Annotated in this window: 10 protein-coding genes; 6 read left to right on the top strand and 4 right to left on the bottom strand. The window is 64.1% G+C overall.

Annotated elements, in window-relative coordinates; genetic code table 11:
- Positions 1 to 3: 3 nt before the first annotated feature.
- Entirely contained in the window at positions 4 to 492 is a 489-nt protein-coding gene (locus tag MOQ67_RS12970; RefSeq protein ID WP_046483785.1) for a MarR family winged helix-turn-helix transcriptional regulator, read from the bottom strand.
- A 213-nt stretch (positions 493 to 705) separates the two neighbouring features.
- Between MOQ67_RS12970 and MOQ67_RS12975 the strand changes: the two genes are divergently transcribed.
- From MOQ67_RS12975 to MOQ67_RS13000, 6 genes are all read left to right on the top strand, one after another.
- Positions 706 to 1,536 carry a p-hydroxycinnamoyl CoA hydratase/lyase gene (locus tag MOQ67_RS12975; RefSeq protein WP_046483783.1) on the top strand — a complete coding sequence of 277 codons (831 nt, stop codon included), beginning with the start codon at positions 706 to 708 and terminating at the stop codon, positions 1,534 to 1,536.
- 108 nt (positions 1,537 to 1,644) lie between these two features.
- The gene (locus MOQ67_RS12980; RefSeq protein ID WP_198717762.1) at positions 1,645 to 3,093 is read left to right on the top strand and encodes an aldehyde dehydrogenase; all 1,449 of its coding nucleotides are present in this window, start codon (positions 1,645 to 1,647) and stop codon (positions 3,091 to 3,093) included.
- Positions 3,094 to 3,155: 62 nt separating this feature from the next.
- The gene (locus tag MOQ67_RS12985) at positions 3,156 to 5,030 is read left to right on the top strand and encodes a feruloyl-CoA synthase (protein WP_198717761.1); all 1,875 of its coding nucleotides are present in this window, start codon (positions 3,156 to 3,158) and stop codon (positions 5,028 to 5,030) included.
- Positions 5,027 to 6,268, top strand: coding sequence for a thiolase family protein (locus MOQ67_RS12990; protein WP_102617401.1), 1,242 nt, complete (start codon positions 5,027 to 5,029; stop codon positions 6,266 to 6,268). The genes MOQ67_RS12985 and MOQ67_RS12990 overlap by 4 nt, the downstream gene beginning before the upstream one ends.
- 42 nt (positions 6,269 to 6,310) lie before the next feature.
- Positions 6,311 to 8,065 carry an acyl-CoA dehydrogenase family protein gene (locus MOQ67_RS12995; protein WP_198717760.1) on the top strand — a complete coding sequence of 585 codons (1,755 nt, stop codon included), beginning with the start codon at positions 6,311 to 6,313 and terminating at the stop codon, positions 8,063 to 8,065.
- Positions 8,066 to 8,204: 139 nt separating this feature from the next.
- The gene (locus tag MOQ67_RS13000; RefSeq protein WP_046383958.1) at positions 8,205 to 8,918 is read left to right on the top strand and encodes a GntR family transcriptional regulator; all 714 of its coding nucleotides are present in this window, start codon (positions 8,205 to 8,207) and stop codon (positions 8,916 to 8,918) included.
- 6 nt (positions 8,919 to 8,924) lie between these two features.
- On the opposite strand, the gene MOQ67_RS13005 is transcribed toward MOQ67_RS13000, so the two are convergent.
- The 3 genes from MOQ67_RS13005 to MOQ67_RS13015 all read right to left on the bottom strand — a co-directional run bounded on the left by MOQ67_RS13005 (position 8,925) and on the right by MOQ67_RS13015 (position 12,496).
- Positions 8,925 to 9,875 (bottom strand): PDR/VanB family oxidoreductase, encoded by a 951-nt coding sequence (locus tag MOQ67_RS13005; RefSeq protein WP_198717759.1) that lies wholly within the window; start codon positions 9,873 to 9,875, stop codon positions 8,925 to 8,927.
- A 29-nt stretch (positions 9,876 to 9,904) separates the two neighbouring features.
- Complete coding sequence (locus tag MOQ67_RS13010) at positions 9,905 to 10,966, bottom strand: aromatic ring-hydroxylating oxygenase subunit alpha (RefSeq protein ID WP_017847926.1); 1,062 nt, start codon at positions 10,964 to 10,966, stop codon at positions 9,905 to 9,907.
- Positions 10,967 to 11,224: 258 nt separating this feature from the next.
- Positions 11,225 to 12,496, bottom strand: coding sequence for an OprD family porin (locus tag MOQ67_RS13015; RefSeq protein ID WP_046483770.1), 1,272 nt, complete (start codon positions 12,494 to 12,496; stop codon positions 11,225 to 11,227).
- Positions 12,497 to 12,520: the final 24 nt, after the last annotated feature.

Below are 12,520 nucleotides of genomic sequence, written 5' to 3' on the forward strand. Positions count from 1 at the left end.
CCGTCAGTCCTGATACACCTTCTTCAGCAAGCGCAGCAGCTCTGCACGTTCCTCACCGTCCAGGGCTGCGGTGGAGTCCAGGTCACTCTGGACGGCGATCTCTTTGAGCGCCTTGAGCAGGGTTTCGCCGGTCTTGCTGAGGAAGATCCCATAGGAGCGCTTGTCTGGTTTGCAGCGCACACGCACGGCGAGGGCGCGGCTTTCCAGCTTGTTCAGCAACGGCACCACCTGGGGCGGCTCAATCGCCAGCGCGCGAGCCAGGTCGGTCTGCATCAGGCCGGGATTCTGCTCGATGATCGCCAGGGCCGAGAACTGAGCGGGGCGCAGGTCGTGCTCGGCAAGCCGACCGATCAGGTTCTGGAACAGCTTGAGCTGCGCACGCCGTATGGCGTAACCGATCAGGTCGTCCAGGGCCGAATCCAGCGGCGCACGCCCCTCGGTGGTGTCGGGCAGGGCCAGGTTGGCGTCGGCGATGTTGGAAGGCTTGGCCATTGACAGTGCAATCCTCAGAAGGTGGAGGTTAAGAAAGCTATCTAGTTTGCCGAGGTTCGCGAGCCATGGCTATGCCGGCTTTTCATAACGCCCGAGCGGCTTAGGTTTTACAAGGGGAAAATATTGGTTATCAAGGTTAATAGTTAATTGACATAACTATATTTGCGGTTTAATTTCGAATCATCTTCCAACCAAGAACAAGAGCGTACCGTCATGAGCAATTACGAAGGCCGTTGGACCACCGTCAAGGTTGAAATCGAGGAAGGCATTGCCTGGGTCATTCTCAATCGCCCGGAAAAACGCAACGCCATGAGCCCGACCCTGAACCGCGAAATGATCGACGTCCTGGAAACCCTGGAGCAGGACCCCGCCGCCGGCGTACTGGTACTGACCGGTGCCGGTGAAGCCTGGACCGCCGGCATGGACCTCAAGGAATACTTTCGCGAAGTGGATGCCGGCCCGGAAATCCTCCAGGAGAAAATCCGCCGCGAAGCCTCGCAATGGCAATGGAAACTGCTGCGCATGTACGCCAAGCCCACCATCGCCATGGTCAATGGCTGGTGCTTCGGCGGCGGCTTCAGCCCATTGGTGGCGTGCGACCTGGCGATCTGCGCCGACGAAGCCACCTTCGGCCTCTCGGAAATCAACTGGGGCATCCCACCGGGCAACCTGGTGAGCAAGGCCATGGCCGACACCGTGGGCCATCGTCAATCGCTGTACTACATCATGACCGGCAAGACCTTCGGCGGGCAGAAGGCCGCCGAGATGGGCCTGGTCAACGAAAGCGTACCGCTGGCGCAACTGCGCGAAGTGACCATCGAACTGGCGCGCAACCTGCTGGAGAAAAACCCGGTGGTGCTGCGGGCGGCCAAGCATGGCTTCAAACGTTGCCGCGAACTGACCTGGGAGCAGAACGAGGATTACCTCTACGCCAAGCTCGATCAGTCGCGCTTGCTCGACACCGAAGGCGGCCGCGAGCAGGGCATGAAGCAGTTCCTCGACGACAAGAGCATCAAGCCCGGCCTGCAAACGTACAAACGCTGAGGCTGGTCGGCGAATGGCGGGCGCATCCCGCTGTTCGCCGCCTCACCCTGGCGCTACTGTGACATCGCTTGAATGCATTCCCCATAAAGACAATAAAGAGGAATCACCATGCTGGACGTGCCCCTGTTGATCGGCGGCCGGTCGTGCCCCGCCCGTGACGGTCGAACCTTCGAGCGTCGCAACCCGGTGACCGGTGAAGTGGTTTCGCGGGTTGCCGCCGCGACCCTGGACGATGCCGACGCCGCCGTGGCCGCAGCCCAGGCGGCGTTCCCCGGCTGGGCCGCGCTGGCGCCGAACGAACGCCGCACCCGGTTGCTCAAGGCGGCCGAACACTTGCAGGCGCGCAGCGCCGAATTCATTGCCGCCGCCGGCGAAACCGGCGCCATGGCCAACTGGTATGGCTTCAACGTGCGCCTGGCGGCCAACATGCTGCGTGAAGCAGCGTCGATGACCACCCAGATCACCGGCGAAGTGATTCCCTCCGATGTGCCCGGCAGTTTCGCCATGGCCCTGCGTCAGCCGTGCGGCGTGGTGCTGGGGATTGCGCCGTGGAATGCCCCGGTCATCCTCGCCACGCGCGCCATCGCCATGCCGCTGGCCTGCGGCAATACCGTGGTGCTCAAGGCTTCGGAGTTAAGCCCGGCAGTGCATCGCCTGATTGGCCAGGTCTTGCAGGATGCCGGGCTGGGCGATGGTGTGGTCAACGTCATCAGCAACGCACCGGCCGATGCCGCCGCGATTGTCGAACGGCTGATCGCCAACCCGGCGGTGCGCCGGGTCAACTTCACCGGCTCGACCCATGTCGGGCGGATTGTCGGCGAGCTCTCGGCGCGTCACCTCAAGCCGGCCTTGCTGGAACTGGGCGGCAAGGCGCCGCTCCTGGTGCTCGACGACGCCGACCTGGATGCGGCGGTTGCCGCGGCAGCGTTTGGTGCCTACTTCAACCAGGGGCAGATTTGCATGTCCACCGAGCGCCTGATTGTCGATGCCAAGGTCGCCGATGCGTTTATCGCCAAGCTGACCGCCAAGGTCGCCAGCCTGCGCGCCGGTGACCCTGCGGCGGCGGATTCGGTCTTGGGTTCCCTGGTGGATGCCAGCGCCGGCACACGCATCAAGGCCCTGATCAACGATGCGCTGGGCAAGGGCGCACGGCTGGTCGCGGGCGGCCAGTTGGAGGGCAGCATCCTGCAGCCGACCCTGATCGATGGCGTCACCGAGAACATGCGCTTGTACCGCGAAGAATCCTTCGGCCCGGTGGCGGTGTTGCTGCGCGGTGACGGTGATGAAGCACTGCTGCGCCTGGCCAACGACTCCGAGTTCGGCCTGTCGGCGGCGATCTTCAGCCGCGACACCGGGCGTGCGCTGGCGCTGGCGCAGCGGGTGGAGTCGGGCATTTGCCACATCAACGGGCCGACCGTGCATGACGAGGCGCAGATGCCCTTTGGCGGGGTCAAGTCCAGCGGTTACGGCAGCTTTGGCGGCAAGGCGTCGATTGAACACTTCACGCAATTGCGCTGGGTGACCTTGCAGAACGGGCCGCGGCATTACCCGATCTGAGCAGGCGTCGCGACATAACAATAACAAGGCGGCTGTGATCCGCCTTGCTGGAGGACACCCTTGTGAGTTCCGAATTCAGACCGCAACCCCAGCCCGCACCGCGCTACCGCGAGGTCTCCATCGGCCACGCCCCGGTGGCGGTCACTGAAGAGCAGGGCGTGCTGCATATGCGTTCCCTGGAGCCATTGGCCGAGTTGCCGGCGCGCTTGCTCGATCGTCTGGTGCATTGGGCCCGGGTGCGTCCCGAGCAGACCTTCATTGCCGCACGCCAGGCCGATGGTGACTGGCGTCGCGTCAGCTACGCGCAGATGCTTGAGAGCGTGCGGGCGATTGCCCAGGCCTTGCTGAGTTACGGCCTGTCAGCAGACAAGCCGCTGGCGTTGCTGTCGGGCAACGACATCGAGCATCTGCAACTGGCCCTCGGCGCGATGTACGCCGGTATCCCTTACTGCCCGGTGTCGCCGGCGTATTCGTTGTTGTCCCAGGACTTCGCCAAGCTGCGGCATGTATGCGACCTGCTGCAGCCGGGGCTGGTGTTCGTCAGCGATGCGGCGGCCTACCAGCGCGCGATCGACGCGGTATTGCCGGCCGAGACGCCGCTGATCTGCGTGCGCGGCCATGTGCCGGGACGCACCCAGGTCAGCTTCGCGAGCCTGCTGCAAACCCCGGGCGGCAGTGCGGCCGATCAGGCGTTCAATGCCACCGGCCCGGACAGCATCGCCAAGTTTCTTTTCACCTCGGGCTCGACCAAATTGCCCAAGGCGGTGATCACCACGCAACGCATGCTCTGCGCCAACCAGCAGATGTTGTTGCAGACGTTTCCGGTGTTCGGCGAAGAGCCGCCGGTGCTGGTGGACTGGTTGCCGTGGAATCACACCTTCGGCGGCAGCCACAACGTCGGCATCGTGCTCTACAACGGCGGCACCTTTTACCTCGACGCTGGCAAGCCCACGGCCCAGGGGGTTGCCGAGACCCTGCGCAACCTCAAGGAGGTGTCGCCCACGGCCTATCTGACGGTGCCCAAGGGCTGGGAAGAATTGGTCAGCGCCCTGGAGCAGGATGCCGAGTTGCGCGAGTGCTTTTTTGCGCGAATGAAATTGTTTTTCTTCGCCGCCGCGGGCCTGTCGCAAAGTGTCTGGGACCGCCTCGACCGGGTGGCCGAACAGCACTGCGGAGAACGCATCCGCATGATGGCCGGGCTGGGCATGACCGAAGCCGCGCCATCCTGCACCTTCACCACCGGGCCGTTGTCCATGGCCGGCTATATCGGTTTGCCCGCGCCGGGCTGCGAGGTGCGCCTGGTGCCGGTGGACGGCAAGTTCGAGGGGCGCTTTCGCGGGCCGCACATCATGCCGGGGTACTGGCGGGCGCCGGAACAAACCGCCGAGGTGTTCGACCCGCACGGCTTCTATTGTTCGGGGGACGCGATCAAGCTCGCCGACCCGAATCGGCCGCAACTGGGGCTGATGTTCGACGGGCGCATCGCCGAGGATTTCAAACTGTCCTCCGGGGTGTTTGTCAGCGTCGGGCCGTTGCGCAATCGCGCGGTGCTGGAAGGCTCGCCGTATGTGCAGGACCTGGTGATTGCCGCGCCGGACCGCGAATGCCTGGGCGCCCTGGTCTTCCCCAGGCTCTACGAATGCCGCCGGCTGGCGGGCTTGAACGCCGACGCGAGCGACGCCGACGTACTCGCCAGCGTGCCGGTGCGCCAATGGTTCGGCGACTGGTTGCAGCGCCTCAATCGCGACGCCACCGGCAATGCCAGCCGTTTGGAATGGATTGCCTTGCTCGACGAGCCGGCGTCTATCGACCGTGGGGAAATTACCGACAAGGGGTCGATCAACCAGCGTGCAGTACTGCAATGGCGCGCGGCCAAGGTCGAGGCGCTGTATCGCGGTGAAGATGCTGCGATCCTGCGTGCCGAGCCCAAGCCTTGAGCGGCGTGGGGCAATATTCGGCGTTTGCCGACGTGGCGATTTACGAGGCGCTACGCACGCCGTGGGTCGACCTCGGTGGCGCCTTGTCCCTGGTCTCGCCCATCGACCTGGGGATCAAGGTCGGCCGTGAAGTCCTGGCCCGTGCCGGTATCGACCCGCTGGCGGTGGACAGCGTGCTGGCCGGCTCCATGGCCCAGGCCAGCTTCGATGCCTATTTGCTGCCGCGGCATGTCGGGTTGTACAGCGGCGTGGCGCAATCGGTCCCGGCGCTGGGGGTGCAGCGCATCTGCGCCACGGGTTTCGAGCTGTTGCGCCAGGCCGCTGAGCAACTGCGCGACGAGGTGCAACTGGCCTTGTGCGTGGCCAGTGAGTCGATGTCCCGCAACCCGATTGCGGCCTACACCCACCGGGATGGGTTTCGTCTCGGTGGCGAAGTGCAATTCAAGGATTTTCTCTGGGAAGCCCTATACGACCCGGCCCCGGGGCTGGACATGATCGCCACCGCCGACCACCTGGCGCGCCGCCATGGCCTGAGCCGCGAGGCCGTGGACCGTTACGCCTGCGCGAGCCATCAGCGTGCGTTGCAGGCGCAGCGTGACGGTGCGTGGGCTGAAGAGATCGTGACGGTCGATAACCAAGTGTTCGAGCTGGAGGGGTATCAGCCGCGTGGCATCAGCCTGGCACGCCGCGCCGCTGCCGTCACCCAGGACAGCCACCCACGGCCCACCGACCTTGCGGCCCTGGCACGCTTGCGCGCCGTGCATGCCAATGGCGTGCAAACCGCTGGCAACAGCTGCGCGGTGGTCGATGGTGCGGCGGCAGCCCTGGTCGGGCGCGCCTCGGCCTGCCCGCGTGTGCCCCTGGCCCGGCTGCTGGCCAGCGCGGTGGTCGGTGTGGCGCCGGAGTTCATGGGCATCGGTCCGGCGCCGGCGATCCGCTTGCTGCTGCATCGCAGCGGGTTGAGCCTGGATGACATCGGCCGTTTCGAGATCAACGAAGCGCAGGCGGCCCAGGTATTGGCGGTGGCCCAGGAACTGGAGCTGGACAGCGCCCGGCTCAACGTCCAGGGCGGTTCGCTGGCGGTGGGGCATCCATTGGCTGCCACCGGCCTGCGCTTGGTCATGACGCTGGCCGGGCAATTACGCCGGCACAACCTGCGCTACGGGATTGCCGCTGCGTGCGTCGGCGGTGGGCAGGGCATGGCGTTGTTGATCGAGAACCCGGCCTATCGCGGTTGAGCGTTCAACGGTGTAACTCCTTTTTATTCGATGAGGTTTGCCATGTGGAGCTATCAGGCGCCGCTGCGCGATATGCAATTTGTGCTTGAACATTGGCTGCAAGCCCCCCAGGCGTGGAGCCATGTTCCGGCGTTCGAAGCGTTGGACATGTCTCTCGCCGTTCAAGTGTTGGAGGAAGCGGCGCGCTTCAGCCAGGGGGTGCTGGCGCCCCTGAACAGTAGCGGCGATCGTCAAGGCTGTCGCTGGAACGCCGGCCAGGTCAGCACGCCGGACGGTTTCGCCGAGGCCTATCGCGCCTATGTCGACGGTGGCTGGCCGGCCTTGGCGTGCGCCGAAGGGCAGGGCGGCCAGGGGTTGCCGCAACTGCTCGACGCGGCGCTGCAAGAGATGCTCTACGCCAGCAACCACGCGTGGGCCATGTACACCGGGATCGCCCACGGCGCCTACCTCTGCCTCAAGACCCACGCCGCGCCCTGGTTGCAGGCGCGTTACTTGCCCGAGATCGTCAGTGGGCATGCCTTGCCCACCATGTGCCTGACCGAGCCCCAGGCCGGCAGCGATGTCGGGTTGCTGCGCTGTCGCGCGACCCCCGAGGGCGATGGCCGTTATCGCCTGCAGGGCAACAAGTTGTTTATCTCCGGCGGCGAGCACGACCTCACGCCCAATATCCTGCACCTGGTACTGGCGCGCCTGCCCGATGCGCCGCCGGGCAGTCGCGGCCTTTCACTGTTCCTGGTGCCCAAGCGACTGGACGACGGCCAGGCCAACGCAGTGCATTGCGACGGCATTGAACACAAGATGGGCATCAAGGGCAGCGCCACGTGCTCGCTGGTGTTCGACGGCGCCCTAGGCTGGCTGATCGGCGACGCCAACCGCGGCCTGGCGGCGATGTTCGTGATGATGAACTCGGCGCGCCTGCATGTCGGCCTGCAAGGCCTGGGGCATGTCGAGGCGGCTTGGCAGAACGCTGGGCAATACGCCGCCGAGCGCGTGCAAATGCGTGCGCCGTCGAGGCCGCAAGGGGCATCGGCCCAAGCGGCTGACCCTATCCGTTATCACCCGGCGATGCGCCGCGTGTTGCTGGAGTTGCGCACGGCCAGCGAGGGGATGCGGGCCATCGGTTATTGGACCGCGCATTTGCTCGATCAGGCCGAGCATGACCCGGACCCGCAAGCGCAAGCGTGCGCCGGTCAACTGGCGCAGTTGCTGACGCCGATCATCAAGGCGTTTTTCACCGAGCAGGGTTTCCGTCAGGCGAGCAATGCCTTGCAGGTCTTCGGCGGTTACGGCTACGTCGCCGAGTTCGCCATCGAGCAAACGTTGCGCGACAGTCGCATCGCGATGATCTATGAGGGCAGCAACGAGATCCAGGCCAATGACCTGCTGCTGCGCAAGGTGCTGGGCGATGAGGGGCGAGCCTTCGACTTGCTGCTGGCAGTGCTGCGCACCGAGGCCGGGCAGGGCGGCCAATGCGCCGCGTGTGCAGGTTTCGCCGACGCGCTGGGCAGCCTGTGTGACGCACTGGCCCGTGTGGTCGAGGCCATACGTGAACGGGCGCTGGAAGACAGCGAGTACCCCTATCGGGCCGCGCCGGACTTTCTCCAGTTATGCGGCGTGGCCCTGCTGGCCCTGGCATGGGCGCGGGCCGCTCGGGTTTCCCGGGCATTGCCCGAGGACGATCCGTTGCGCGCCGCCAAGCTGCAAAGCGCCGGGTTCTTTTTCGATTACCTGCCGTCCCGGTTGGCGCAGCACCTGGGCGCGATAGACGCGGCACGCGCGGCGTTGGCGTTCGTCTGACGCGGTCGGATGCTTACGGTACTACTTGCGGTACTACTAGCAGTACTACTAGCGGTACTACTTGCGGTACTACTAGCAGTACTACTAGCGGTACTACTAGCGGTACTATGGCGACCCACGTTTTCTGGAAGTTGCCTGGATGAGTAAACCCGGTCAATTGGTGCTGGTTGCACTGCGCAAGATGATCGCCAGCGGCGAGTTGGCGGCGGGCGAGCGGCTGATGGAGATTCCCACGGCGCAACTGTTCGGTGTGTCACGCATGCCCGTGCGTATGGCGTTCCGTACCCTTGAGCAGGAAGGGCTGCTGGTGCCGTTTGGCGGGCGTGGGTATCAGGTGCGTTCGGTCAGCCCGGACGACATTGCCGGCGCCGTCGAAGTGCGTGGCGTGCTCGAGGGCCTGGCTGCGCGTCAAACCGCCGAGCGCGGGTTGTCCGCCGCGGCGCGTGCCACCCTCGAGCGCTGCCTGGTGGAAGGCGATCAACTGTTCGACAAAGGGTACGTGACCGAGGACGACCTTGAGGTCTATCACGACCTGAACATGCGCTTTCACCGCGTCATTGTGGAAGGCAGCCACAACCCGGCGATCGCCGACGCTCTGGCACGCAATGATCACCTGCCGTTCGCATCGGTCACCGCGCTGGCGGTGGATCGCGACGACATGGTCCGCGAATACCGGCGTTTCAACTATGCCCACATGCAACATCACTCGGTCTTCGATGCCCTGGTCAATCGCCAGGGCGCGCGGGCCGAAGCGATCATGCGCGAGCACGCCAACGCGACCTTGCGTTATGCCGAGATCTTCGGTTCCGCGACCGCCAACGCGCGGATGAAGGTCATTTTGCCCACGGCGTGACGCCTTTCAGAGATCGAGCACCAGCAGCGGGGTTTTCGCGCGCGAGCAGCAGGGGGTGAACTGGTCGTTCAGCGCTTGTTCCTGCTCGGTGAGGAACAGGTCGCGGTGCTCCGGTATGCCTTCGAGCACGCGGGTCAGGCAGGTTCCGCAAATCCCTTGTTCGCACGACACGGCAATCTCGATACCGTGGCTTTCCAGGACCTGGACCACGCTCCGGTCGGCGGGTACGTCGAAGACCTGGCCGCTGCTGGCGAGCTTCACCGAAAACCCTGCGTCGAGGCTGCTGTCCAGCGGCGCCGCAGCGAAGTATTCGCGGTGCAGGCATTCCTCCTGCCAGCCCTGGGCCCGAGCGCTGTCGAGCACATGCTGCATGAAACCGCCGGGGCCGCACACATACAGGTGGACGTTGGCGTCGGGCGCCGCCAGCACCTGGGCGGTGTTCATTGCCGTATGGGGCTGCTCGTCGAAATGCAGGAACACGCGCTCAGCGAACGATGAGTCCTTGAGGCGTTGCACAAAGGCGGCGCGTTCACTGGCGCGGGCGCAATAATGCAGTTCGAAGTCAGCCCCGACATGGGCCAGGCGCTCGGCCATGCACAGGATCGGGGTGATGCCGATGCCGCCGGCGAACAGCAGGCTGCGTCGGGCTTCGTGCGCCAGCGGGAACAGGTTGCGCGGTTCGCTGATCTGCAGGTGGGCGCCCTTCTGTATGTGTTCGTGCAAGCAACGGGAGCCGCCACGGGAGGCCGGGTCGTTGAGCACGCCGATCAGGTAGCGATGCCGTTCTTCCGGGTGATTGCACAGGGAATACTGACGGACCACGCCGTCGGGCAGGTACACGTCGATATGCGCGCCAGCGCTGAAGGCCGGCAGCGCCTGGCCGTCGACGCGGGCCAATTCAAAGCTGCAAATGTCCTGGGCTTCGTTGTTGCGGGATACCACCACCACATCGATCATGTTCAGTCCTCGTAGCGTTAGCGCGCGGTTCAGGCGCGGGTCGTGGTGATCAGTTGCGGTGCGAGGGCGCGCTCCTTGGCGATCAGCCGTTCGAGGACCTTGCGTGACTGCACGCCACCGGCATCGATATTGAGCTTGAGCAGATTGCGCGTCGGGTGGGCCAGCAGGTTCTGTTGCTGGCGTTCAAGCATCTCCAGGTCTTCGCTGAAAATCTTGCCCTGGCCTTCGCGAATGCTGGCGGTCAGTGCCTGGTCCTGAGGGTTGAAGTTGCGCGCCATGCCCCAGAAGTACCAGATCGACGTCTCGGTTTGCGGGGTGATGAAGTCCACCACGATGCTCGCGGCCTTGTGCTCGGGCGCGGCGTGGTAGCCGCCCTTGCCGGCGTGGGCCACGCCGACTTCGATCAGCACATGGCTGGGCGGGGTGAAGCGGCAGATCTGCCAGCGGTCCACCGGCACGTCATCGGCGAGGTTATTGCCACGCAGGGCCATGCGCCAGAACGGCGGGGCCATGATGTTTTCCATGTGGCGGGCGGTGACGACTTCATCGCCTTCGACCGTGGTCACGGGCGGCGCTTCGTCGATTTCCTTCTGGCCGATGCTGGAGGCGTGGACGTAGGTTTCGTGGGTCAGGTCCATCAGGTTGTCGATCATCAGGCGGTAGTCGCACTGGATGTCAAACAGACCGCCACCATAGGCCCACTGGTCGCTCACGGCCCATTCCAAGTGGTGGATCAACGCCGGGTCGGCCTGGGCCTGATCGCCGGGCCACACCCAGATGAAACCGTAGCGTTCCACCGCGGCGAAGGTCTTGTTGCAGGGAAACCCGCGCACCCGCTGCCCGGGCATTTCGACGGTCTTGCCATCGTCCCCCATGACCAGGCCATGGTAGCCGCAGACCAGCTTGCCGTTCTCCACATAGCCCAACGAGAGCGGCGCGCCGCGGTGCGGACAGAAGTCCTCGACAGCCACGACGGCGCCTTCCAGCCCGCGATAAAACACCATTTTTTCCCCGCAGATCTGCCGACCCAGCGGCTTTTGCGCGATTTCATCGGGGGTGCAGGCGACATACCACGTGTTCTTGGGGTACATGGTGACTCTCCAGGCGAGTGATTGTTCTTATTTAATGGATCCATTAAATGAAGTGCGTCACTTTGAGTCAACATGCTCTGCGGTTTTATTGCGTTTTATTTGGGCGATTATCGATCATCTGTTTGTTATGGATCCACTGATTGCATTTTTGTCGGCTGATAACCCGGCCCGAGGCCGGGTTTGTGTTGCTCCAGAAGGCCTATGCGACGGTCACATTTGAACGATCCGCCCAGCCCAGGTGAATCACTGGGCGGTCATTCACCACAGCTTCCAGGTGTAATCGACATTCACCCGTAGCTCATTGTCGTCCCGATGGCTGGCCTGGGCGGCGAAATCATTGCGGTACCATGCGTTGCGCACGCGCAGATTCAGGCCTTTAAGGGGTGTGCTCTGAAGCACATAGTTCAGTTCGATATCTTTTTCGCTTTCCTTCAGGTTGCTGCCGCCCAGTTTGGGTAACTCAATGTTGTCGCCGCTGACGTAACGCAGCATGCCATTGAGCCCGGGCAAGCCCAGCGCGGCAAAGTTGTAGTCATAGCGCACCTGCCAACTGCGCTCCTTGGGGTTGAGGAACTCCGAGCTCAGCGTGCCTTCGGTGATCACCAACGGCTCGGTGCCGAACAGGTAAGGCATGGCGGTCTTGCCGGTCAGCTGCATGTAGCCGGCGCCGAATTTGTGCGCGCCCAGGCTGTACGTCAGCATCAGGGCGGCGTTGCGATTGTCCACGGGGCCGGCCTTGGCGGCACCGTTTTCAGCGGTGACGAACAGGCGCACGTCGCTTTTCAGGCGGCCGGGGCCCATCGGGCGATTGTCGACGAAACCGTAGAAATCCTTGCGATAAAGGTCAGCCAGTTCGGCGTGGTAGTACTTGAGCGTCAGTTGCGGCGACCAGGCATAGTCGCCGCCGAGGAAGGTAAAACGGTCGGATTCGGCGGCGCCATTGAAGCGGCCGTTGGGCGAGGCTACCGACATTTTCTGGTAGTGGGTGGCGTCGCGCAGGTTGATGCGGTCGAGCCAGCCGACGTGCAGGGTCAGGTTGTCGATTTCCTGGGACTTGAGGTACGTGCCGCGGAAGGTCTGCGGCAGCAGGCGGGTAGGGCTGGCGAAGGCGATTGGCAGAAACGTGCTGATGGTCCCCAGTTGCAACTCGCTCTTCGAGGCCCGGGCCTTGGCGGTCAGGCCCAGCTCCGAATATTCGCTGGCCGGTTCACGGGTCTGGTGGTTGTACGGTAGCAGGCCGGTGCCCGTGCGTGCGGGCGAGGAGTCCAGACGTGCGCCCAGCAAACCCTGGGCGTCCAGGCCGAAGCCGACAGGCCCTTCGGTATAGCCCGAGCGCATGTTGAGAATGAAGCCCTGCGCCCACTCGCGGGCAGCCGCCTGCGGTGTGGCGTTCACGTAATTGCGATCGAAGTAATAGTTGCGTATCACCAGATCGGCCTGGCTGTCGTCGACAAAACCGGCGGCGCAGGCCTGGTCTACGAAAAAAACACAGGTGCAGGCGCTGACGCCCCGAAAGAAGTTCCTGAGCATGGCAGTGTTCACTTTTATTGTTGT

This window comes from Pseudomonas sp. LY-1 (genome assembly GCF_053502595.1).